This is a genomic window from Clostridium sp. UBA1056 (assembly GCA_002316385.1).
Classification (GTDB): Bacteria; Bacillota; Clostridia; order Clostridiales; family Clostridiaceae; genus Clostridium_J.
In genome coordinates this window covers 1-26,037 of sequence record DCDL01000059.1, presented here as the reverse complement: position 1 = coordinate 26,037, position 26,037 = coordinate 1, and the positions used below count along the sequence as shown (strand labels likewise).

The 26,037-nt window shown below is 31.3% G+C and carries 17 protein-coding genes; all 17 read left to right on the top strand.

Going from position 1 to position 26,037, the window contains the following annotated elements; genetic code table 11:
* Window positions 1-9 precede the first annotated feature (9 nt).
* The 17 genes from uvrA to pyk all read left to right on the top strand — a co-directional run bounded on the left by uvrA (window position 10) and on the right by pyk (window position 25,772).
* On the top strand, window positions 10-2,835 hold the full coding sequence (gene uvrA / locus B3W71_RS16120) for an excinuclease ABC subunit UvrA (RefSeq protein ID WP_346889969.1): 2,826 nt from the start codon (window positions 10-12) through the stop codon (window positions 2,833-2,835).
* Window positions 2,836-2,905: 70 nt separating this feature from the next.
* Complete coding sequence (locus B3W71_RS16115; protein WP_346889968.1) at window positions 2,906-3,334, top strand: FHA domain-containing protein; 429 nt, start codon at window positions 2,906-2,908, stop codon at window positions 3,332-3,334.
* Between the two features lie 16 nt (window positions 3,335-3,350).
* The gene (locus tag B3W71_RS16110; RefSeq protein ID WP_346889967.1) at window positions 3,351-4,667 is read left to right on the top strand and encodes an FtsW/RodA/SpoVE family cell cycle protein; all 1,317 of its coding nucleotides are present in this window, start codon (window positions 3,351-3,353) and stop codon (window positions 4,665-4,667) included.
* Window positions 4,660-6,078, top strand: a complete 1,419-nt coding sequence (locus B3W71_RS16105; RefSeq protein WP_346889966.1) for a peptidoglycan D,D-transpeptidase FtsI family protein — start codon at window positions 4,660-4,662, stop codon at window positions 6,076-6,078. Before B3W71_RS16110 ends, B3W71_RS16105 begins: the two co-directional genes overlap by 8 nt.
* A gap of 126 nt (window positions 6,079-6,204) precedes the next feature.
* Entirely contained in the window at window positions 6,205-8,067 is a 1,863-nt protein-coding gene (uvrC, locus tag B3W71_RS16100; RefSeq protein WP_346889965.1) for an excinuclease ABC subunit UvrC, read from the top strand.
* 158 nt (window positions 8,068-8,225) lie between these two features.
* Window positions 8,226-9,149, top strand: a complete 924-nt coding sequence (gene murB / locus B3W71_RS16095) for a UDP-N-acetylmuramate dehydrogenase (protein ID WP_346889964.1) — start codon at window positions 8,226-8,228, stop codon at window positions 9,147-9,149.
* 25 nt (window positions 9,150-9,174) lie between these two features.
* Window positions 9,175-10,359 carry a pyridoxal phosphate-dependent aminotransferase gene (locus B3W71_RS16090; RefSeq protein WP_346889963.1) on the top strand — a complete coding sequence of 395 codons (1,185 nt, stop codon included), beginning with the start codon at window positions 9,175-9,177 and terminating at the stop codon, window positions 10,357-10,359.
* Between the two features lie 250 nt (window positions 10,360-10,609).
* Window positions 10,610-11,494, top strand: a complete 885-nt coding sequence (rapZ, locus tag B3W71_RS16085) for an RNase adapter RapZ (RefSeq protein ID WP_346889962.1) — start codon at window positions 10,610-10,612, stop codon at window positions 11,492-11,494.
* On the top strand, window positions 11,491-12,834 hold the full coding sequence (locus tag B3W71_RS16080; protein ID WP_346889961.1) for a gluconeogenesis factor YvcK family protein: 1,344 nt from the start codon (window positions 11,491-11,493) through the stop codon (window positions 12,832-12,834). The genes rapZ and B3W71_RS16080 overlap by 4 nt, the downstream gene beginning before the upstream one ends.
* 4 nt (window positions 12,835-12,838) lie before the next feature.
* Window positions 12,839-13,789 (top strand): DNA-binding protein WhiA, encoded by a 951-nt coding sequence (gene whiA / locus B3W71_RS16075; RefSeq protein ID WP_346889960.1) that lies wholly within the window; start codon window positions 12,839-12,841, stop codon window positions 13,787-13,789.
* 1 nt (window position 13,790) lies between these two features.
* Window positions 13,791-15,095: a DRTGG domain-containing protein gene (locus B3W71_RS16070; RefSeq protein ID WP_346889959.1), complete on the top strand. Its 1,305-nt coding sequence runs from the start codon at window positions 13,791-13,793 to the stop codon at window positions 15,093-15,095.
* A gap of 34 nt (window positions 15,096-15,129) precedes the next feature.
* Window positions 15,130-15,420, top strand: a complete 291-nt coding sequence (locus tag B3W71_RS16065; RefSeq protein WP_346889958.1) for a Dabb family protein — start codon at window positions 15,130-15,132, stop codon at window positions 15,418-15,420.
* Window positions 15,421-15,621: 201 nt separating this feature from the next.
* Window positions 15,622-16,209: a class D sortase gene (locus B3W71_RS16060; RefSeq protein WP_346889957.1), complete on the top strand. Its 588-nt coding sequence runs from the start codon at window positions 15,622-15,624 to the stop codon at window positions 16,207-16,209.
* A 201-nt stretch (window positions 16,210-16,410) separates the two neighbouring features.
* The gene (locus B3W71_RS16055; RefSeq protein ID WP_346889956.1) at window positions 16,411-19,974 is read left to right on the top strand and encodes a DNA polymerase III subunit alpha; all 3,564 of its coding nucleotides are present in this window, start codon (window positions 16,411-16,413) and stop codon (window positions 19,972-19,974) included.
* A gap of 688 nt (window positions 19,975-20,662) precedes the next feature.
* Window positions 20,663-22,183: a lysine--tRNA ligase gene (gene lysS / locus B3W71_RS16050; RefSeq protein ID WP_346889955.1), complete on the top strand. Its 1,521-nt coding sequence runs from the start codon at window positions 20,663-20,665 to the stop codon at window positions 22,181-22,183.
* Between the two features lie 763 nt (window positions 22,184-22,946).
* On the top strand, window positions 22,947-23,906 hold the full coding sequence (gene pfkA, locus B3W71_RS16045; RefSeq protein WP_346889954.1) for a 6-phosphofructokinase: 960 nt from the start codon (window positions 22,947-22,949) through the stop codon (window positions 23,904-23,906).
* Window positions 23,907-24,014: 108 nt separating this feature from the next.
* Window positions 24,015-25,772, top strand: a complete 1,758-nt coding sequence (gene pyk / locus B3W71_RS16040) for a pyruvate kinase (RefSeq protein ID WP_346889953.1) — start codon at window positions 24,015-24,017, stop codon at window positions 25,770-25,772.
* Window positions 25,773-26,037 lie beyond the last annotated feature (265 nt).

Genomic DNA, 26,037 nt, shown 5'->3' with positions numbered 1-26,037 from the left:
GAGAATCCTATGAGAAATAGTATTTATATTAAAGGTGCAAAGGTACATAACCTTAAAAATGTAGATTTAGAAATACCAAGGGATAAATTTGTTGTTTTCACTGGACTTTCAGGGTCAGGAAAATCTTCTTTAGCTTTTGACACACTTTATGCAGAAGGGCAAAGAAGATATGTGGAGTCTCTTTCTGCTTATGCAAGGCAGTTTTTAGGACAAATGAATAAGCCGGATGTAGAGTACATAGAAGGTCTATCACCAGCTATATCTATTGATCAAAAGACTACAAGCAGAAACCCAAGGTCAACAGTAGGAACAGTTACTGAAATTTATGACTACCTGAGATTACTTTATGCAAAGATAGGAGTACCACACTGTCCTAAATGTGGTAAAGAGATTACTCAGCAGACTTTAGATCAAATGGTAGACCAAGCTATGACTTTACCAGAAAGAACAAAAATTCAAATCTTAGCACCAATAGTTACAGGGAAAAAAGGCGAGCATGTAAAAATTCTTGAGAATATAAAAAAGAATGGTTATGTAAGAGCTAGAATTGATGGTGATCTTATAGATTTAGAAGATGAAGATATTAAGTTAGAGAAGAATAAAAAACATACTATTGAAATAGTAATAGATAGAATAGTTATTAAAGATGGAATTGAATCAAGGCTTACTGATTCCCTAGAATCGGCTCTAAAACTAGGTGAAGGTATAGCGATTTTAAATGTTATTGATGGCGATGATATACTTCTAAGTGAAAAATTTTCATGTGTAGATTGTGGAATTAGTATTGGAGAAATTGAGCCTAGAATGTTTTCATTCAACTCTCCTTTTGGAAAGTGCGATGAATGTGATGGACTTGGAACTTTGATGGAAATAGATGAAGATCTAATAATTCCGGACAAAAGTAAATCCATATTAGAAGGAGCTATTTTAACTTTAGGTGATGGAAGTCTAAAGGATGACTCTTGGACTCGCGCTATATTGGAAGCTCTTGCTAAAAGAGGAGGATTTACATTAGATACCCCTATAGAAAAATTGTCAGAAGAAAACTTAAATGCTATTTTGTATGGAACAAATGGAGAAAAGCTAAGAATAGAGTATACAAAGGAATTTAAAACTGGAGTCTATAATTATGCTTATGAAGGTATAATAAATAATTTAAAAAGAAGATATATGGAAACCAACTCAGATTACATAAAAAGAGAAGTAGAAGAGTACATGAGTGATAATCCTTGTCCAAAGTGTAAAGGAAGAAGATTATCTAAAGAAGCTCTATCTGTTACTGTAGGTGGTAAAAATATAAGCGAGTTCTGCAATATGCCTATTCTTGAAGAACTTGATTTTGTAGATAGTTTAAAATTATCACAGAAGGATGAAATTGTAGCAGCTCAGGTATTGAAGGAAGTTAATAGTAGACTTAGTTTTTTAAAGGATGTGGGACTTAGCTATCTTAACTTAAGTAGAGCAGCTGGTACCTTATCAGGAGGAGAAGCTCAAAGAATTAGATTAGCTACTCAGATTGGATCTAGCTTAATGGGGGTTTTATATATTTTAGATGAGCCAAGTATTGGACTACATCAAAGAGATAATGATAAATTAATAAAGACCTTAAAGCATCTTAGAAACATAGGAAACACTTTAGTTGTAGTTGAACATGACGAAGATACAATGAGAGAGGCAGATTATTTAGTAGATATAGGGCCAGGAGCAGGAGAGCATGGAGGTAAAATTGTAGCTGCAGGTACAGTAAATCAAGTAATGAAATGTAAAGAATCCATTACAGGACAATACTTAAGTGGTCGTAAAACTATAGAGGTTCCTAAAAAATTTAGAACTATGGATAAAAATAGGATTATAAGAGTAAAAGGGGCAAATGAAAATAATTTAAAAAATGTAACTGTTGATTTTCCGTTAGGACTATTTACATCTGTAACAGGAGTTTCTGGATCAGGAAAAAGTACATTAATTAATCAAGTTTTATATAAGGGGTTAAATAGAAAGTTAAATAACTCTAAGAAGTTACCGGGAAAGCATGATGAAATTATAGGGGTAGATCAGATTGATAAAATTATAAATATAGATCAAAGTCCTATAGGAAGAACTCCAAGAAGTAATCCTGCTACCTATACAGGAGTATTTGATTTAATAAGGGAAATTTTTTCTATGGTTCCAGAAGCAAAGAGTAGAGGGTATAAACAAGGACGTTTCAGCTTTAATGTTAAAGGGGGAAGATGTGAAGCTTGTAAGGGTGATGGAATAATAAAGATAGAAATGCAATTCCTATCTGATGTATATGTGGAATGTGAAGTTTGCAAAGGTAAGAGATACAATAGAGAAACACTAGAAGTTAAATATAAAGGAAAGACTATTGCAGATGTTTTAAATATGACCGTAGAAGAAGGCCTTGCTTTCTTTGAAAATATACCGCGTATAAGCAGTAAGCTTCAGACTCTTATGGATGTTGGATTATCCTATATAAGATTAGGGCAACCATCAACTACATTATCAGGAGGAGAGGCTCAAAGAATAAAGCTTGCATATGAATTATCTAAAAGAAGTACAGGGAAAACTTTATATATATTAGATGAACCTACTACAGGATTACACATAGATGATGTTAGTAAACTTATAAAGATTCTTCAAAGACTTGTAGACGGAGGAAATACTGTTATAGTAATTGAACATAATTTAGATGTTATAAAGTGTTCAGATTATATTGTTGATTTAGGACCAGAAGGTGGCGACAAAGGCGGAACTATTATAGTTAAAGGAAATCCAAGAGAAGTAATTAAATGTTCTAAGTCATATACAGGACAGTATTTAAAAAAGATGATATAATTATTTATAACTAGCATCATGTTTTATATTGATGCTAGTTATGTTATATATGTATAAAGGAGTTTTGCTTATGAATATTTTAAAATTCGGATTGAATTTAGGAATAATAGCTATAGTTTATTTTATTATAATTTATGCTTTGAAAATAATGAGTACAGATACTAAATCAGTGGGAAAAAGAGGAAATAAAGCTAGAAAAGCTACTTCTGGATTAGAAATCGTAGTAGCTGGCGAAAATACAAATTTAAAAAATGGAGGAATACTGCCAATAGTAGATAATTTGACTATGGGAAGAAAAAGTGATAATACAGTAATCTTGGATGATAAGTATGTTTCTTCTCATCACGTTAAAATATTTAAAAGGAATAATGAATATGTCTTAGAAGATTTAGAGAGTACTAATGGTACTAAGGTCAATGATGTTAGAATAAAGAATTCCCTTATATTAAAATCAGGGGATGTAATAAAGGTGGGAACTGCTACCTTTAAATTTATGTAATTATAAGGAGGCAGGTATGAAGAGTATAAAACAAGAGAAAAGAGTGCTTAGGTTTACTTATTTGCTTGTAATGGTGCTGTTTTTTAATGTAGCAATTCTAACTCCAACCATTGATAAGGGTGCGATATTTATAGGAGCAATAATATGTGGGTTATTATGTTATTCTCACTTTGTAATAAGAAGGTTTTATCCAGATGGAGATAAATTTATATTACTATTTTCTAATATTCTTGCGGTCATAGGTATTGCAATGATATATAGGTTGGACTTACCTATATCAGGGGGAAGCTACATAGCTGAAGGAACTAGAAACTTTTTAACAGCTAAGCAAATTATATTTTTTGCTTTAGGTATTACAATGTTTATATTAGTAGTTGTAATACTTCCAGATTTAAAAAGGTTTAGCAAGTATAAGTATTTATATCTTATAATCACATTAATATTTATGTCCATGGGTACTTTTTTTGGAAGAGAACAATTTGGAGCTAAAAACTGGGTAAATTTTTTTGGATTTGGATTTCAACCATCTGAGTTCGGTAAAATTGCTTTAGTAGCTTATCTAGCTTCAGCGTTAAAAGATTATGGGAAACCCTCGAAGTTTTGGATTAAGATAGGAAAGAGAATAGGATTTAGAAAAGAAAGTTCATATGAATACATAAGTTTAATAGAGCCTGCCATGGTAATGATGATATCATTGTTATTTATGCTAGCCCAAACGGATTTAGGATCAGCTTTAATTTTCTTTGCGATAGCTCTTACTATGCTTTATATTGCCACATCAAATAAAAAATATGTAATAATAGCTTTACTTTTATTTGTAGTTGGAGGTGTAGTAGGATACTTCTTATTCAATCACGTTAGGGTAAGGGTAAGGATATGGAAAAATCCATGGAAATATGGGTATGATGAAGGCTTGCAGCTTGTTCAATCTCTTATAGCTATAGCTAATGGAGGTTTCTTTGGAGTAGGCCTTGGAAATGGATATCCAGGATACATTCCAGTAGTTGAATCGGACTTCATATTTGCAGCTATTTGTGAGGAATTAGGATTACTTATAGGTTTTGCAATTATAATCTTAAATTTTTTATTGTTCTATAGATGTATAAGAGCTGCTCTTTATACTAAAGATAAATTCTCAAGATTATTAGCTGTGGGATACAGTACTATGATAGTGTCTCAAACTCTAGTAATTATAGGAGGAGTAACTGGAGCCATACCTCTTACCGGAATAACTTTACCTTTTGTTAGTTATGGAGGAAGCTCTATGCTTATAAGTTATCTTTCATTAGGTATAATACAAAAAATATCAGAGGAGAGTAATAATTATGAATAATCTACAAAAGAACATAAAACATGTAATGATTGTATTTTTGTTATTATTTATTGCTCTGATCTCCTATATAAGTTATAGTGCATTATTTAAAAGTGAGGCAGCATTAGATAGTGTTTATAATAAAAGAAATCAGGCAGAGAAAAATAGAATTCTAAGAGGAACTATTTACGACAGAGATATGAATGCTTTAACTACAGGTGAAAAAACAGGAGAGTTTTCTCAAACAAGACAATATATTGGAGGTCCAGCTTTTTCGCATGTATTAGGATATAACGATGTTAAATATGGATCTAGTGGAATTGAAAAGAAATTTGATGAAGAACTTTCAGGACAATCAGTAAACCTTATAAAAGATATTTTCTCTAGTAAGAAAGATCAGAATAAAGTTGGAAATCATGTAGTTACCACATTGGATTCTAAGCTACAACAAAGAGCATTTGAGGTTTTAGGTAATAGAAAGGGTTCAGTAGTAGCATTAGATCCTAAGACTGGAGAGGTTCTTGCTATGGTATCGAAGCCAAGTTTTGATGCTAATAACATCCAAGAAGATTTTGAAACTTTATCTCAACAAGAGGATACACCTTTCCTAAACAGAGCAGTGTCTGGACTTTATCCACCAGGATCGACATTTAAAGTAATTACAGCAATAAGTGCTCTAGAGAACATAGGAGGGGTAACGGATAGAACCTTTAATGATGAAGGAAAAATTAGCTTTAATGAAACGGAATATCTGGAAAATTATAAGGGATATGCCAATGGGTCTATAGGACTTAGAACAGCCTTTTTAAAATCTAGTAATGTGATCTTTGGTACTTTAGCCATGGAGCTTGGAAATAATAAATTAAAGGAAACAGCTGAGAAATTTTTATTTAATAAGGATATTCCATCTAGAACGCTTACTATTGATAATAGCATTTTCCCAGAATATAAAAGTGACGAGGTTGGAAATATAGCACAAAGTGGTATAGGACAAAGTGGAGTATTAGCAAGTCCTATAGAAATGGCACTGGTGGCTAGCGCTATAGCTAATAATGGTGTAATGATGGAGCCTAATATAGTAAAAGAAGTCATAAATCCAGAAGGAAAAGTAGTTAAAAGCTATGAACCAAAGGAAGCTGCTACAGTTACAACTCCTGAGAATGCAGCCTTATTAAAGGAATATATGAAAGCAGTTGTAAATGAAGGAACTGGTAAGGCAGCCGGATTATGGGGAGTTCAAGTATCAGGAAAGACTGGAACTGCAGACCATGACTCTGGAGATAAGGAACCACATACTTGGTTTATAGGTTTTGCTGGTTATGATGAACCAGAAATAGCATTTGCTATAATTGCAGAAGAGGGTGGAAATGATAGCTTTAATGCTAGTGCTATGGCAAAGGAGCTTATGAAAACCCATTTTAATACAAACTAATTCGGAAACTTTTAGAATGAATTTATATAGGATAAATTATGGATGCTAATTAATAGATAGAGAAGTAAAAATAGAAGTATCATACTAAAGATGAAGCAACTTTTGGATAAGAAGTGAGGTGATTTAATGTTCGATTTTGAGTATCATCTAAAAAATCTTCCAGATAATCCTGGAGTTTATTTAATGAGAAATTCTTTAAGAGAAGTAATATATGTAGGAAAAGCGAAAAATCTTAAAAATAGAGTAAGGCAATACTTTCAAAATTCTAAAAATCATAGCGAAAAAGTTAGAGCTATGGTTAAGAATATAAGCGAATTTGAGTATATAGTTACAGACTCAGAAGTAGAGGCTTTAATACTGGAATGTAATTTAATTAAAAAATATAGTCCTAAGTATAATATTTTGCTAAAAGATGATAAGTATTTTCCTTTTATAAAAATTACTAATGAAGAATTTCCAAGGGTATTAGTTACAAGAAATTATGGCAATGATTCATCTAGATATTTTGGACCATATACTGATGGAAGTGCTGTATACACCATAAACGAACTTATTAAAAAGGTATTTCCACTTAGAACATGTAGGAGAGTTATAAAAGAGGATGGACCTAAAACAAGAGTATGTCTTAACTATCACATTAAGTTATGTAGTGGACCTTGCGAAGGATTAATTTCCAAAGCTGAATATGGAAGAATTATCAATGATGTAGTAGATTTACTCACAGGAAAAGATACAAAGATTACTAATAAGCTTAAAGCTGAAATGGAAGAAGCTGCGGAAAATTTAGACTTTGAAAGAGCAGCTTCTTTAAGAGATAAGTTATTAGCAATTGATAAGATAAATGAAAAGCAAAAGATTATTAGTAATAACTTTGAAAATGAAGACTTTGTAGGTATTTCCCAAGATGAAAAGGATAGTTGTATTCAGATATTCTTCTTGAGAGATGGAAAAATTGTTGGAAGAGAAGATTTCATACTAGATAATACAGGAGGGGAAGAACCAGCCTATGTCATAGAAGAATTTATTAAAAACTTCTATGGTGGAACTGCTTTTATACCTAAGACCATATATGTAAGCCACTGTGATGAAATTGAAATTTTAGAGCAATGGCTGACTATAAAAAAAGAGTATAAGGTAACTATAAGGATTCCGCATAAGGGAGAAAAGAGAAAGACTCTTGATATGGTAGAAAAAAATGCTAGCCATGCACTTGAAATGTTTAAAGTTAAGCATAAAGTAGACAAGGAGCTTAATAATGTAGCTCTATCTGAAATTCAAGAAGCACTTGAATTAGATGAAATACCTAATAGGATTGAAGCCTATGATATATCTAATATTATGGGGATGGACTCTGTAGGAACTATGGTAGTTTTTCAAGATGGCGTAGCTAAAAATAGTGATTATAGAAGATTTAAGATAAAGACTGTAGAGGGTGCTGACGATTATGGTTCTATGCGAGAAATATTAACAAGAAGATTTACTCACGGGTTAGAGGAGATAAAGAAAATAAATAATAATGATATGAACTTCAATACAAGTAAATTTTCTATTTTTCCTGATTTGATTATGATGGATGGAGGAAAAGGACAGATTAATATAGCTCTTCAAGTATTAAGGGAGCTAAATATTAATATACCTGTATGTGGGATGGTAAAAGATGATAAGCATAGAACAAGAGGTCTTATTTATAATAATAAAGACATTTTGCTAAAGCCATCATCTAAAGCTATGTTACTTGTAACTAGGATTCAGGATGAGGTTCATAGATTTGCTATTACTTATCATAGAACCTTAAGAGATAAACGCACTTTATATTCTATTTTGGATGAGATACCTAAAATAGGAGAAAAGAGAAGACGTGAACTTTTAAAGAAATTTGGTAGTATTGAAAATATAAAGAAGGCTACCTATGAAGAGTTAATGGATACACCGTCTATGGATGGTAAAGCCAGTGAAAGTATAATGGAGTATTTTAAGAAGAACAGTTAGTTACCACTAATGGGTAAGAAGATGTTGAGTGAAGATAATTATGTTATACGATTAATAGAATAGTATGATTAAAAGTAAAAGAAATATGTAATAACTGTTGATATGTATAGCGTAAATATCTTATACTTAATATATAATAATATAGTAAGAGGTATATAATGAATTTAAAGGATAGTTTTATAAGAAATGTTATAGATATAGTAGGAAATGAAAATGTAAAGATAGATGAACCAATGAAGAATCATACTTCTTTTAAAGTAGGTGGACCAGCAGATGCATTAGTTTACCCTTCTAATTATGAAATGGTTAAAAGTTTGATTAGTATATGTAAAGAAAATAGAGTAGATTATTTCATATTAGGAAATGGTTCTAATCTCATAGTAAGAGATGGAGGAATAAGAGGGGTAGTTATAAAATTAGGACATTTAAATAAAGTAGTAGTGGATGGAGATCTAGTATCTGCACAATGTGGAGCTAAATTAAATGAAGTTGCAGATTATGCTTTGAAGAATAGTTTAACGGGTTTAGAGTTTGCATCAGGGATACCAGGGTCTATTGGAGGAGCTACTGCCATGAATGCAGGTGCCTATGATGGAGAAATGTCAAAAGTAATTGAAAGTGCCACAGTTATTGATAATGAGGGAAACATTAGGGAGCTAAGCAAAGAAGAATTAGAATTTGGATATAGAATTAGTGCGATTTTGAAATATGGATATATAGTGTTAGAAACTAGAACTAGGTTGTCTTATGGTGACAAGGCTCTAATCAAAGAAAGAATGGACGACCTAGCGGGGAGAAGAAGGAATAAGCAACCTTTAGAATATGCATCAGCAGGAAGTACATTTAAGAGACCAGAGGGATATTTTGCAGGTAAGCTTATTCAAGATTCAGGATTAAAGGGCAATAGCGTTGGAGACGCTGAAGTGTCTGAAAAACATTCAGGATTTATCATAAATAAAGGCAATGCAACGGCAAAGGATGTTTTAGACCTTATTGAAGTTGTAAAAGCTAGAGTTTATGAAAAATTTAAAGTTGAACTACACACTGAAGTTAGAATTATAGGTGAAGATAGTTTAACCTAATATAAAAAATAGGGGAGATGGGGACATGATTTCAGAAAAAATGGTTGATTATGTAAAAGGTAGCTCTTTAATCAGAGCTATGTTCGAAGAAGGTAAAAAACTTGCATCAATTTATGGTGCAGAAAATGTTTATGATTTCAGTTTAGGAAATCCAAATCTTGAACCACCAAGTACTGTAAAAGAGGCAATTATAGATATTCTAAACGATGAACCTAATACTATGGTTCATGGTTACATGAGTAATTCAGGATATGAAGATGTCAGAGAAGCCATTGCCAAGTCAATAAACAAAAAGTTTGATACAAACTTTACAGAAAAGAACATAGTTATGACCGTAGGAGCAGCAGGCGGTTTAAATGTAATTTTTAAAACTCTTTTAAATCCAGGTGATGAAGTAGTAGTATTTGCACCACATTTTGGTGAATATAGAAGCTACGCAGCTAATTATGATGGAAAATTAGTGGTAGTATCACCAAATACTAAGGATTTTCAACCTAATTTAGCTGAATTCAAAAGTAAAATTACTGATAAAACTAAGGCTGTTATAGTTAATTCGCCAAATAATCCTACTGGTGTTGTTTACTCAGAAGAGACTATTATAAATCTTGCTAACATCTTAAAAGAGAAACAAAAAGAATTAGGAACCGATATTTATTTAATTTCAGATGAGCCTTATAGAGAGCTTGCATATGATAACATTGAAGTTCCATATCTAACAAAGTATTATGAAAATACAATTATTGGGTATTCTTACAGTAAATCTCTTTCATTACCAGGAGAAAGAATTGGATACTTAGTTATTCCAAATGAAGTTTCAGATTTTGAAAACGTTGTATCAGCAGCTAACGTAGCAACTCGTATTTTAGGCTATGTAAATGCACCATCACTTTTCCAAAGAGTAATTAGTAGATGTTTAGATAATGAAGTAAATGTTGATTTTTATAATAAAAATCGTGAATTACTTTATAATGAGCTCACCTCTTATGGATATGATTGTATAAAGCCAGAAGGTGCTTTCTATTTGTTTGTTAAGTCACCTATAGAAAATGATATTGAGTTTTGTAACATGGCAAAAAAATATAACATTTTAATTGTGCCAGGAGTTTCTTTTGCTTGTCCAGGATATATTAGAATTGCTTATTGCGTAGGATACAGTACTATAGAAAATGCTCTACCAGGATTTAAGGCTTTAATTGAATCTATAAAATAAATGTATAATAATAAAAGTAATCTGGTTTAATAGAATTTTGCGTAAAAGATATAGAGTAAATACTAATTTACTCTATATCTTTTTTTAGTAATATAAATTACTATATGATATAATTAACGTATATAATATAAAAATGTAATTATATTTTTATAGAAATTATTAATCTAAAGATGATACAATCTTTAAAAGGAAATTTAAATTTAATTAATATATTTAATGAAAATCAAATGTGTAAAAGAGGTGTGATAAAATGGAATTTTTGATAGTTACAGGTATGTCAGGAGCGGGCAAAACACAAGCAATAAGATGTCTTGAAGATTTAGGATTTTACTGTGTTGATAATTTACCACCAACCCTTATAACAAAGTTTGCAGAAGTGTGTTTTAAAACAGAGGGGAAAATAGATAAAATTGCAATAGTAGTAGATATTAGAGGTAGAACTTTCTTTGATGATTTATTGGGTAGTTTGTCTAAGCTTGATAAAGAAGGGTACCTATATGAAGTATTATATCTTGAAGCCACAGATGAAACTCTTGTTAAAAGATATAAGGAATCAAGAAGAAAACATCCTCTTGCACCAGATGGAAGAATTATTAATGGTATAAGCATAGAAAAGAAAAAACTAAAAGGTATAAGAGAGAGAGCTAGTAAAATAATAAATACATCAAAACTTACTAATAAGGAACTTAGTGAAGAAATAACTATGGCCTATGGTGATGTAGGTCAAATAGAAAGTCCATTACTAATTAATGTAATATCCTTTGGATTTAAATATGGAATACCTCTAGATGCAGATTTAGTTATGGATGTAAGATTTATTCCTAACCCTTATTATATTGCTGATTTAAAACCTTTTAGTGGTCTAGATAAACCAGTGAAAGAGTATGTATTATCCAAAACTGAAACACAACAATTTGTAGAAAAATTTATAGATATGCTTAAATTTTTAATTCCAAATTATAAAATCGAAGGAAAGAGACAATTAATTGTTGCTATTGGATGTACTGGTGGTAGACATCGTTCCGTGGCCATTGCAAATAAAGTATATGAAGTTTTAAATCATAATGGAAATAATGTAACCATAGACCATAGAGATATAAATGAGGATGTAAGTAGAGGAGCTGGAAAGCAATGAAGCTTAAGGAATGGTTAATGCCAGGAATAGGAATTAAGAGATGGATATGCCAAATGATATTAGGTATATTCTTAATTTCCTATGCTATAATTGAGCTCATAAGAAAATCTCATAGTGGCGTTTCTATTAAATTATTGTTAGTGGCATTACTAGTTGTTGGATGTGTATTAACTTATATAAGCTTAAAAAGGTATACTAAGAAAGTAGTGACTATAATAAAATTTGAAGCTTTAAACTTTTCTATGGGAAAGAAAAGTTTAGATGATGATTTTTTAAAAAATAGTATATTAGTAAAAGGGCCTAAAGTGGTAGTCATTGGAGGAGGAACAGGACTTTCTAATATGCTTAGCGGACTTAAAAGATATACTAATAACATAACTGCTGTGGTTACAGTAGCCGATGATGGAGGTGGGTCAGGAATACTAAGGCAAGATTTAGGTATGTTACCACCAGGAGATATTCGTAACTGCATAATAGCTTTAGCAGATACAGAACCTTTAATGGAGCAGCTATTTAGATATAGGTTTAAGGACGGATCTTTAGAAAATCAGAGTTTTGGAAATCTATTTTTAGCAGCAATGAATGGAATTTCTGATAATTTCTTAGAGGCCATTAAAAGAACTAGTGATGTTTTGGCAGTAACTGGGAAAGTGTTGCCGGTTACTCTTGAAAATGTAGAATTATATGCAAAGCTAAAAAATGGAGATATGATAAAAGGTGAATCTTCAATACCTACAGAAAGCTTAAATAGAAAATCACCTATAGATAGAGTATTTATAGAACCTAAAGATGCTAAGGGAGTTCAAGAAGCTCTCGATGCTATATTGGATGCAGATGCAATAATATTAGGACCAGGAAGTGTATACACTAGTATAATTCCTAATTTAATGGTAGGTGATATAAGAGAAGCTATAAAGACTACTAATGCGTTAAAGATTTATGTATCAAATATAATGACGCAACCAGGTGAGAGTGATAACTTTAGTGTTCAAGATCATATAAGAGCTATAATGAAACATTGTGAAGGTATGCCTATAGATTATGCCATTGTAAATAAGGGACTTACAAAGGAAGAAGAAAATATAAAAGAAAAATACTTACAGAAGGGATCCACTTTTGTTCAGATTGATCATTATGACAAAGAAAAGCTAAACGTGAAATATATAGAATTTGATATGATAAAGATTAAAAAAGGGCTTATAAGGCATGATGAGGATAAACTTGCCAAAATACTTATAGAAACCATATTAAAGAAAAAAATGATTAATGATGAGAAAAGGGTTTTTGAATATATATATTTATCGCAGAGATTAAGAAGAGAAAATAAGGATAGGGAGTAGAGAAATGTCATTTTCACTAAAGGTAAAAAATGAAGTATGTAGAAATAGTGAATTATCTAAAGATGAAATAGCTGCTCAGTTATCAGCTATAATGAAGTCTAGTGGAACTTTAGGTTTTGGATTTAATAGATCAATAACCTTTAAGGCAATAACTGAAAATCCAGCTATAGCAAGATGGATTTTTAAGAATTTAAAAGATTTCTTTGATATTCACACTAAATTGTTAGTAAAGAAAAGTAATTCTTTAAAGAAGAATAATATATATATGGTTTTAATACCAGAAGAAGTAGATGTAAAGGGACTTCTTCAAGAATTAGGTATCATTGAGAATGATGGATTGTTTAACATACATTATGGAGTACCTGATAAAATTATAAAAAATGAAAGTTGTAAAAGAGCATATATAAAGGGAGCTTTTCTTGGGGGAGGGAGCATAAGTAACCCAGAGAAAACCTATCATTTAGAGTTCGTAACCCATGACCAAGATTACGCAAACGAACTTAGTGACCTTATTAATAGTTATAAGCTTAATTCTAAGGTTATACAAAGAAAGAATAGTTTTGTTATATATTTAAAAGAAGGGGAACAAATCGTTGATCTTTTGAATATTATAGGTGCTCATAATGCTCTACTAGAGCTTGAAAACATAAGAATCATGAAAGAGATGAGAAACAATGTAAATAGAATAGTTAACTGTGAGACAGCAAACCTTAGTAAAACCGTTAATGCAGCTGTAAGACAGGTAGAAAGTATAAAGCTAATTCAAAACGAAATTGGTCTTGACAGATTACCTAAAAACTTAAAGGAAGTGGCTAGGTTAAGGCTTGCATTTCCAGATGAGTCCTTAAAGGAACTGGGGGCTATGCTAAATCCACCTGTGGGAAAATCAGGGATAAATCATCGTCTTAGAAGAATTGAAAAAATAGCAGATGAGCTTAGAAAAGAGGGTAGATAGGATGTCAAAGCATGAAGAAATAATTAAATATATCTTATCCTTAGAAATAAATACTAAGATTTCTGTTAGAGGAATTAGTAATAAATTAGGCGTAAGTGAAGGAACGGCATATAGAGCAATAAAAGAGTGCGAATCTATAGGAATTGTTAATACAATTCCTAGGGTTGGTACAGTAAGGGTAGAAAAATTAGAAAAAAAGAATATTGATAAAATATCATTTAAGGAAATTGTAAATATGGTAGATGGAACCCTAATTGGTGGTAAAGGGGGAGAAGATAATTTCCTTGAAAGATTTATAATAGGTGCTATGGAAGTTGAGACAATGAAGAGATACATAAACCCAGGGTCACTGCTTATAGTAGGAAATAGAGAAGAGGCACAGCGATTAGCACTTGAAAATCAATGTGCAGTATTAATAACTGGTGGATTAGGCTGTAGTGATGAAATAAAGGCACTAGCAGATGAAAATAATCTTCCAGTAATATCTTGTACTTATGATACCTTTACAGTAGCTAGCCTTATTAATAAGGCTATATACGAAAATAATGTGAAGAAAGAAATTGTATTAGTAGAGGATGTTATGGAGCGAACGCCAACCTGTGTAAATTCATGGGACAAGGCGAAAACCATAAGAGATATAGCAGAGAAAACAGGCCATGAGAGATATCCTGTTATAGATGAAGAAGGTAAAGTTGTTGGCGTAGTGAGTGTGACTCAGATTAAACATAATGATGATGATGAAGTTATAGGAAATATCATGACTAAAAATCCTATAGTATTACTCCCAACTAGTACTGTTGCTTATGCAGCTCACATTATGGCTTGGGAAGGAATAAAAATATGTCCAGTAGTTCATAAAAAGGAGTTAGTAGGGGTTATTACTAGGAAAGATGTGATAAAGGCATTGCAAATAGTAGTAAGACAACCACATGTAGGTCAGACTATGGATGACTTAATTTTAAGGAACTTTGAATTCGAATCTAGCAAAAACACTATGCATTTCTGGGGAGAAATTGTTCCAGAGATGCTTGACTCTATAGGTACTGCATCATGGAATGCACTAAACATGCTGTTATCTACTATGGGAACAATGGTACTAAGACAAAATGGTATTACAAATGTAGCTATAGATAGTTTTACATCTTACTTTACTAAGCCTGTTCAGATGGGGAGAATAATGGATGTTTATTCTGAAGTAATAGATAGAGGAAGATATTATTCAAAGGTAGAAGTTACTATGTATAACCAAAATAAAGAGATTATGGCGAAGGCTATACTATCAGCTAAAGTACTAAAAAACAACTAAATAAAATAGAGTTAATTTATGGGGGGGATAAGTAATGTTTATGCATGTAGTTTTATTTAAGTTAAAGGAAAATACAAAGGAAAATGTGAATTTTGTAGCAGACACACTTAAAGCTATGGAGGGAAAAATTTCATTACTTAAAGGATTAGAAGTAGGTGTGGATGAACTTCATACGGAAAGGTCCTTTGATATATGTTTAATAACAAGATTTGATTCTGTGGATGACATGAATGAATATCAAATTCATGCATACCATGTGAATGAAGTGTTAAATAAAATTAAACCATATATAGAGTTTTCTAAAGTAGTTGATTATAGTATATAAAATATTATAGAGAGAATAAGTATAATATTTTATATAGGAATGTCTCAATATTAATGCTCTTAATTTCAGTTTCTATAGATGAATTACTGACCTTGAGGCGGATTAATTACAGGATACATTCCATTTTTAAGAATGTTAGAAAATATATGTGTGTGCAATTCCTTAATAAGTTTTCTAGTTTTAAGTAAAGAGGTGTTATTAATGAAGGGGAAAGTTAGAAACATTATAAGTATACTTTTAATTTTAATAGGTGTTGGACTCTTACTGTTTGCTTTTAAGGGAAAATGGGAGACAAAGAGAGTTCAAGATGAGCTTTATGATAAGTTTATATCTCAAGAAAAAGAAGTTAATCAAGAAGAAAATAAAAACAATAAAGAAGAAAAGCTATCTTATATAGATATGGTGAATCCAATTGCGATTTTAGAAATACCTAAAATAAATTTAAAGGTAGTTGTAGCAGAAGGTACTGATGATGAAATTATAAAATATGCTGTAGGCCACTTTAAGGATACTGCTATGCCGGGTGATTTAGGAAATTTTGCGCTAGCAGGACATAGAAACTATGATACAGGAGAATTTTTTCTTAGATTAAACAAATTAGAAGTTAATGATGATATAATAGTATCTACTCATGATAAGACTTTTACTTACAAGGTTACAGACAGCTTTACAGTTGCTCCAGAAGACACGTATGTTTTAGATAAGAGTGAAGATGCAATAATAACTCTTGTAACATGCACCTATGATGGTAAGGATAGATTAATAGTAAAAGGTAAACTAGAAAAATAATATAAGTAAAGACACTTTAAAGATTTGCTTCTTATTAATAGAATTCTTAGGGAAAATTGTTATCTGCAGATACATTTAAGGGATAGATTATTTCCAAGGGAATATGTGAGTTATAGAGATTTTATGTATATATATGTAAGACATGATGAGAATGGTGTGGAGTAATATAATTTTATTACGAAAGATGCAGGGGGTGAAAATATGAAGGATTTTGTACATCTGCATGTGCATACAGAGTATAGTCTCTTAGATGGTTCAGGAAAAATATCTAAGCTTATCAAAAGAACTAAAGAACTAGGTATGAAAGCTATTGCTATTACTGACCATGGAACTATGTACGGTGCAGTAGATTTTTATAAAGAAGCTATAGAGAATGGCATTAAACCAATAATCGGTTGTGAGATATATGTAGCAGGAAAATCGATGTATATTAAAGAACCTCAAAAGGACAATGATACCTACCATTTAGTTCTACTAGTTAAAAATGAAATAGGTTATGAAAATCTAATGAAAATAGTATCTACAGCTTCCATAGAAGGGTTTTATTATAAACCAAGGGTAGACTACGAATTTTTAAAGAAACATAGTGAAGGATTAATAGCTACTAGTGCTTGCTTAGGTGGTGAGGTTCAGAAAAATCTTCTAAGAGAAAACAATGAGAAGGCTAAGGAAGTTGCTTTAAAATATAAGGATATATTTAAGGATGATTTTTATCTGGAATTACAATACCACGGAATTTCTCAGCAGTTACAAGTAAATGAAATGTTAGTGAATTTATCTAAGGAATGTGATATTCCATTGGTATGCACTAATGATATTCACTATATAAATGAAGAAGATAGTAAATCTCATGATGTATTACTTTGTATTCAAACAGGTAAAACTGTAGATGACAAAACTAGAATGCGATATCCTTCAAATCAATTTTATCTTAAGTCTCCTGAAGAAATGTATGAGCTTTTCTCTTATATACCAGAGGCTATGGATAATACGGTAAAGATAGCTGAAAAATGTAACTTTAATTATAAATTCCATGAATCTAAATTACCTAAATTTCCTTTATCAAATGAGGTAGATCCCTTTGAATATCTCAGAGAAACTTGTTATAAAGGGCTCATTGAAAGATATGAAGTGTTCTCATCTTTAAATGGAATATTTGATGAAGAAAAGATAAATAAGATAAGAGAAGAAAATGATGAAGGAAAACTTCTTTGTGATAGATTAGATTATGAGTTAGGCATAATAAAACAAATGGGATATGTAGATTATTTTCTAATTGTTTGGGATTTCATAAGATATGCTAATGAGAATGGAGTTCCCACAGGACCAGGAAGAGGTTCTGCTGCAGGAGCTATAGTTGCTTATACTTTAGGAATAACAAAGATTGATCCTATAAAGTATGCCTTACTTTTTGAAAGATTTCTCAATCCAGAAAGGGTAAGTATGCCTGATATTGACTCAGACTTTTGTTATGAAGGTCGTCAAAGGGTAATTGATTATGTAGTTGATAAGTATGGAGAAAACAATGTATCACAGATAATAACCTTTGGAACTATGGCTCCAAGGGCATGTATCAGGGATGTAGGAAGAGCAATGAATTATTCCTATGCAGAGGTGGATAAAATTGCTAAAATGATTCCTTCAGTATTAAATATAACTATAGATAAAGCTCTTGGGATGAATAGTGAGCTACAAGAACTTTATGATGTAGATGAAAGAGTAAGAGAGCTCATAAATGTAGCTAGAGATTTAGAGGGGTTACCAAGACACTCATCTACTCATGCTGCTGGAGTAGTTATAGCATCTCATCCTTTAGTGGAGTATGTGCCGCTACAGAAAAATGAAGGTATGATAGTAACTCAATTTACCATGGGTACTCTAGAAGAATTAGGACTTTTAAAGATGGACTTCTTAGGATTAAGAACTCTTACTGTAATGGATGAAGCCATTAAGAATGTATGGGAAAATCAAGGCATAAAAATAGATATAGACCATATAGATTTTGGAGATCCAAAGGTTTATAAGATGATTGGAGAAGGAAAGACTGTAGGTGTATTCCAGCTAGAGTCTGCAGGAATGACTTCCTTCATGAGAGATCTAAAACCAGACTGCTTTGAGGATATCATAGCAGGAATAAGTCTTTATAGACCAGGTCCTATGGCGGAAATTCCCAAATATATCGAAGGCAAAAGAAACCCAGACAAGGTAGAGTATGTGACACCGCAATTAGAAAGCATACTAGATGTTACATATGGAGTAATGGTATATCAGGAGCAAGTAATGCAAATAGTTAGGGATCTTGGAGGATATTCCCTTGGAAGAAGTGACATTGTAAGACGTGCTATGTCTAAGAAGAAACATAAGGTCATGGAAGAGGAAAGAAAAAACTTTGTTTATGGAATAGTAGATGAAAATGAGAAAGTTATAGTACCAGGATGTATTAGAAATGGAGTTTCAGAGGAAGCTGCCAATAAAATATTTGACCAGATGATGGATTTTGCATCCTATGCTTTTAATAAGAGTCATGCTGCAGCCTATGCAGTGGTGGGATATCAAACAGCATACCTAATGTACTATTATCCAGCAGAATTCATAGCAGCTATGCTCAATAGCATAATGGGTAATAATGAAAAGGTAGCATACTATATTAGGTTTGCAGAGGAAATAGGAATAAATGTACTTCCACCTGATATAAATGAAAGTTTTAGTAGATTTACTGTAAAAGGGAATACTATAAGGTTTGGTCTTTCTGCTATAAAAAACGTTGGAGTAAATGTTATAGAGTCTATAGTAGAAAGACGTAATGAAAAAGGAAAGTTTAAGAGTTTTAGTGACTTCTGTAATAAAATTGATTCAGCAGCAGTAAATAAGAGGGCCATAGAGAGTTTAATAAAAGTTGGGGCCTTTGATAGTTTAAAAATATATAGATCTAAATTAATAGCTGTCTTTGAGAAGCTTTTAGATGGAATAAACAATGAAAGAAAGAGAAATGTTCCAGGTCAAATTAGCTTATTTCAGGGAGTTGATGAGGAAGATAGTGCTTTTAAAATAGTTTATCCAGAAATTAAAGAATTTAATAAAAAGTATTTGTTAGCCATGGAAAAAGAGATGACAGGAATATATTTATCTGGTCATCCACTAGATGACTATGAGAAGACTTTAAAACATGTAACTACTCACAAGATATCAGACTTAGTTCTAGCAGATACCTTAGAAGATAGTGGTATAGCTGGAGAAGAACTTATGAATGAGAGAGTTTCAAAAGTAAAGGATAAGCAAAAGGTAATTTTGGGAGGACTTTTAACTTCTGTATCTAAAAAGATTACGAGAAATAATCAGGCTATGGCATTTGCAACCCTAGAGGATTTATTTGGAACCATAGAGTTAGTTATATTCCCAAAGACATTTTCAGCTTATAGAGAATTTGTTGAGGAAGATGAAATAGTTACTATTGAAGGGCGTGTATCTCTAGAGGAGGAAGAACAACCTAAAATATTATGTGAAAAAATATCTCTGCTAGTTAAAGCAAGTACAGATAAGATATATATTCGTGTTGAAGATGACAGTAGGTTAAATAGTGCTATGAAGCTCATAAGAGAGAATTTTGAAGGTGAATTTGGTACAACACCAACATATCTATTTACCGCCAATACTAAGAAAAAATATCTTATAAATAAAAATAGCTGGCTTAATAATGATTATGAAACCACATCTAAGTTAAGACAACTTTTTGGAGATGATAATGTTAAAGTTTTAGAAGAATAAAGCTAACTATTATCTTAGAAGAAATTAATTTAAGGGGTTATCGCAAAAAAATTTAATTTATTTTGCGAAAGCCCCTTGGTTTTTCTAATTTATTATAAGAACCTTTCTTAATATGAATTTTTCAAAAATTCTTGACATTTTATTTTAAATATATTAAAATATACTCAATAAAACTATGAAGAGAAGAGTAATCAAATTCAATTTTTTTACAGAGAGCTTTAGATGGTGAGAAAAAGCAAGAAACAGTTTGATGAAAAAAGCCTCTGAGTTGTGCACAGGATCCTTACTTCACTAAAATTTACTTTAGAGTGAAGTTGCTTCTTAAAAAGAAAGAAGTTTTCTATAGAAAGGGAGATGGTGTAACGGGTGCTCCCGTTATAGAGCTAGGGTATAAGCTGAGCTATTCTATTGTTAAAGCCGTACTTGAAAAGGTTAATATGGTGACATATTAATAAACTGGGGTGGTACCACGAAGTTGAACTTACTAACTCTCGTCCCCAAGACTATTGTCTTGGAGGTGAGAGTTTTTATTTTGCAAAAAAATATTAATGGATGAAAGTAACGTACTTTAATTATGAAATTAAAGTAACTGAGTCTACTAGAAAGCATCATAGTGAGGTGTTATTTACCTTCATAAAGGTTACTAGAGATTAAAGTTGTAAAGCAAAATTGAAAGGTGGTACTATATATGTACAATGATTATGTAGAATTAAACAATTTACAAGAAATAATGCAGGATGCAAATGAATTTAATGTAGAGAGAATAAAAAAATTGAATGAGATTTTAAGTAGAGGAATTAATCCTTATCCATACTCATTTGAACCAAATACAATTTCAACCTATATAATAGATAATTTTGATAGTATAAATAGTGAAGAGAGATTTGTTTTATCTGGAAGAATAATGTTATTAAGAAGAATGGGTAAAGTAACTTTTTTAAATTTAAGAGATCAAAGTGGAAATATTCAAGTATATATAAGTAAAAATGAACTTGGAGAAGAGGCTTATGAAGTCATTAAGCTTCTTGATGTAGGTGACATCATAGGTGTAGAGGGTACTGTATTTAGAACAAAAACTAATGAGATAACAGTTAAAGCTTTAAATGTCACAGTGCTTTCAAAATCTATAAGACCTCTTCCAGAAAAATATCATGGAATACAAGATATTGATTTAAGACAAAGACACAGATCTCTAGATATGATAATGAATGATGATGTAAGAGAAAGATTTGTAAATAGATCTAAGGCTATGTATGCCATAAGAGAATTTATGAATTCTAAAGGATTTATGGAAATGGAAACACCTATTTTAGATACAAAATATGGTGGAGGAGAAGCAAAGCCATTTATAACTAATGTAAATGCATTAGATTGCGAAGTGTTTATGAATGTATCTCCAGAGTTATATTTAAAAAGATTAATGGTAGGTGGAATTGATAGAGTTTATAGTATGGGGCGTTCCTTTAGAAATGAAGGTATAGATAGAACTCACTATCCAGAATTCACATTATTTGAATGCTATATGGCTTATGCAGACTATAATGATATGATGAGGATTATGGAAGATCTATATGAGTACGTATTTACTAAAATCAAAGGAACAACTAAGGCTGTATATGATGGTGTTGAGATTGACTTTAAAGCTCCTTGGAAGAGAGAAACTATGTGCAATCTAGTTCATAAGGATACAGGAATTGACGTGGAAAGGCTAACTAAAGAAGAAATAGTATCTTTAATCGTAGAAAAAGTTTTATTAGAAGAGGAGCAGAGAGAAGGTTTTAGTCTTGAAGAAGCAAATAAGGGGGATTTAATTCTTACATTATTTGAAGTTTATTGTGAAGATAAATTAATAGAGCCAACCTTTGTAATAGACTTTCCACTAGACTCATCTCCATTATGTAAGGTTCATAGAAGTAATCCAGAGTTAATAGAAAGATTTGAACCATATGCTTTTGGTGTGGAGCTTGGTAATGCATATTCAGAGCTTAATAACCCTTTAAGACAAAGAATTTTACTTCATGAACAAGCTGCAAAATTAAGGGCAGGACTTGAAACAGCTAGCCCAATGGACGAAGAATTCGCAGTAGCTATAGATGTAGCTATGCCACCAGCAGGCGGACTTGGAATAGGAATAGATAGAATGATGATGTTCTTAACAAATTCATCATCTATAAGAGATGTAATTGCTTTTCCATTAGTTAAAAGATAACTAAAGAACAAATAAGATATTAGCATTGTAGAAAAAATAAAATTTAGAGCAAGTTTAATCCATCATTAGAATTGAGTTAAATTTATCTAGTATAGTATTGTTGTTGTATATAATTTTCAAGGAAAAGGGGAAGCAATTACACATTAGATAGAATTAGCATTAAATAAATTATATAAGAAGAGTTATATCAAAATTTACATAGATTTAACTTTAAGGTGCATGAAAATAAAGTTTTTTTAACTTAATATTAAATTGCAAATTAAAGGTTTATATTAAGTCTAGTTAAATTGTTGGCATGACTCTTTTTAATTTTTAATATAAGTTTTATTAAAGTCTCTACATTAAATTTCCTTACAATCTTGGATTACACTATGGAATATTGGAAATTATACATATAAATTTTAATTAAATATGTTAATTATAAAATGAAAAATGGAGAGAATAGAGTTTAAGAGAGTTTATTAGACTGGTGATAACATTTACAAAGGAGAATTAAAGAAAAATATTTAAATGTTGCTAATAATAGGTTGCAAGGAGTAAATCTAAACATTAAAATTAAGTTATGCAAGCATGTAGGAAATCAATAGTATATTGGTATTTTTGATTAATATAGTAGTTGGGTGAGCCTAGGTGAATATATGAGAATGTATGAGTAATTATATGTTCTAAAGGAGAATTATTTATAAATATAGGTATACTATGATAATACATGAACAAACAATAATTATAGATAATAACCACAATAAAGCTAGGGGGTAATATGATGAAAAGAATTGCGGTATTGACTAGTGGTGGAGATTCACCAGCAATGAATGCAGCAATAAGAGCCGTAGTGAGAATGGGAATTGAAAATAAAGTTCAGGTGTTTGGAGTACATAGAGGATACAATGGACTTATTAATGGGGAGATATTTGAAATGGATAGACATTCTGTTTCAGATATAATTCAAAGAGGTGGTACAATACTAAGAACTGCCAGAAGTGAAGAGTTTAGAACACCAGAGGGAAGACAGAAGGCAATCAATGTTATTAAGGTACTAAAGATAGATGGGATTGTAGTAATTGGCGGAGATGGTTCTTTTAAAGGAGCTAAAGAATTAAGTGATTTAGGTATTCCAACAGTAGGAATACCAGGGACTATAGATAATGATTTAGCTTATACAGAGTATACTGTTGGCTTTGATACAGCTTTAAATACAGCCATAGATGCAATTAATAAAATTAGGGATACCTCTAGCTCCCATGAAAGAGTAAGTGTAATTGAGGTTATGGGAAGAAATTGTGGAGATTTAGCTTTATTTTCAGGGATTGCTGGCGGGGCTGAGCAAGTAATAGTTCCAGAGAAAAAATTCACCATTGAAGATATATGTGAAAATATTTTTAGGGGAAAGCGTAATGGTAAGCTTCATAATATTATAATCTTAGCTGAAGGTGTAGGTGGAGCTCAAAAATTAGCTAAAAGTATAGAGGAAATAACAAATATAGAGACTAGGGCAACGGTACTTGGCTATATACAAAGAGGTGGAAGTCCAAGTGCTTTTGATAGAATACTAGCTTCAAGGATGGGAAGTAGAGCTGTTGAGGTATTACTAGAAGGAAAGACTGCACGACTTATAGGTATAAAGGCAAATGAGATTATAGATATGGATATAACCGAAGCTCTTGAGATGAAACCACATTTTAATGAAGAGCTATATAAACTAAGTGTAGATTTGTCGAATTAATATACTACAGCTATTGTAGAATTGCAAATTTTTTAATATAATTTTATAGATTGATAAAGTTATCTGAGTAAAAAACTTTAAAGCTATCTAAATAAAAGGAGGATAACTATGAAAAAAACTAAAATTGTTTGTACAATGGGACCTACTACTGACGAGAAAGAAATTATTAAAAAGCTAATTGAAAATGGCATGAATGCTGCCAGACTAAACTTTTCTCATGGAAGCCATGAAGAGCATAAGAAAAGAATAGATATGGTTAAAGAAGGAAGAGTTGAACTAGATAAGCATATTGCCATATTATTAGATACTAAAGGACCAGAGATCAGAACTGGAAACTTTGAAAATGGAACTGTAGAGCTTAAAGAAGGAACTACTTTTATGGTTCATTGTGGTGAAGAGATTATAGGAGATGAAACTAAGTGTTCTATAACCTATAAGAATCTTTATAAAGATGTGAAACCAGGAGATGTGCTTTTAATAAATGATGGATTAGTAGCATTAAAAGTACTATCTATAGAAGGAAAAGACATAAAAACTCATGTTGAAAATACAGGAGTTATAGGCAATCATAAGGGCATGAATGTACCAGGAGTTAAATTAAATCTTCCTGCATTAACTGAAAAAGATATTTCAGATTTAATGTTTGGTATACAGAACGAAGTAGATATAGTAGCTGCATCTTTTATAAGAAAAGGTACAGACGTTTTAGATATAAGACACCTTCTTGACAAAAATGGTGGCGAATACATTCAAATATTTTCAAAAATTGAAAATAGAGAAGGTGTAGACAATATTGATGAAATAATAAGATATTCTGATGGAATTATGGTAGCAAGAGGAGATTTAGGAGTAGAAATTCCTACTGAAGAGGTACCAGTAGTTCAAAAGATGATTATACAAAAATGTAATAAGGCTGGAAAACCAGTAATCACTGCTACTCAAATGTTAGATTCTATGATTAGAAATCCAAGACCTACAAGAGCTGAAGCTTCAGACGTAGCTAATGCTATATTTGATGGAACTGATGCTATAATGCTAAGTGGAGAAACTGCTAGCGGTAAATATCCAGTGGAAGTTGTAAAGACAATGTCACAAATAGCTATGAAGGCAGAGGAATATATAAACTATGAAGAAAGCTTCAATAAGAGAAGAAATTTCCATGTTTCTAATGTACCTAATGCTATAAGTGTGGCCACTTGTACAACAGCTATAGAGTTAAATGCATCAGCAATAATTACAGCAACTCAAAGTGGTCAAACAGCAAGACAAATCTCTAAATATAGATCAGAATGTGCAGTAATAGCTTGTACGCCTTATGAAAGAGTTGCAAGAAGCTTAGCACTAAACTGGGGTGTATTTGCTGTAATAACTCCAAAATTAAAGGATACAGATGAATTAATAGATAAGACTTCGGAAATTGCATTAGCAGCTAATTATGTAAAAAAGGGTGATCTTGTAGTAATTGTTGCAGGAATACCAATGAACTATATAGGTAGCACAAATATGATGAAAGTTCATATTATAGGAGATGTACTTTTACAAGGTAAAGGAACTAACTCTGGAACAACTTACGGAACAGTAATGCATGTAAAGAGTGCAAAAGAATTCTTTAATACCTTAGATGAGAGACAAATTATTGTAGTTGATAAGTTAAGTAGAGACTTCTCTACAGTACTTGATGAAGTTACAGGTATAATAGTTGAAAGTGATGAAATGAGTTCTAGTGTATTACTAGAATGTACATCAAGAAATATTCCGATTATATATAATGCACAAAATGCATCTTCAATTATAAAATCAGGTTGTTTTATAACAATGGACTCAAAAGTGGGAATGGTATATAGCGGAAAAGCTAATATTATATAGTTTTATTTAGTGTATTTCTTTAAAAACAAGATAATTATGGAATTTATGTAAAATATATAGAAAATATTGAAATTGTCTGAAATTTAATGTATAATTAGTAATCCAGTGGATAAGACTTACAATATAACATTTTTGGCAACTGATTCATTATTGACACCCGTAAAGGGTGTCTTTACTTTTTCGCAAAAATATAAATTAAAGGATATTAGTCTTTAAAATCATATCTACAACTTTAGGCATCTTCCAAAAATAAATAAGTCAGAAT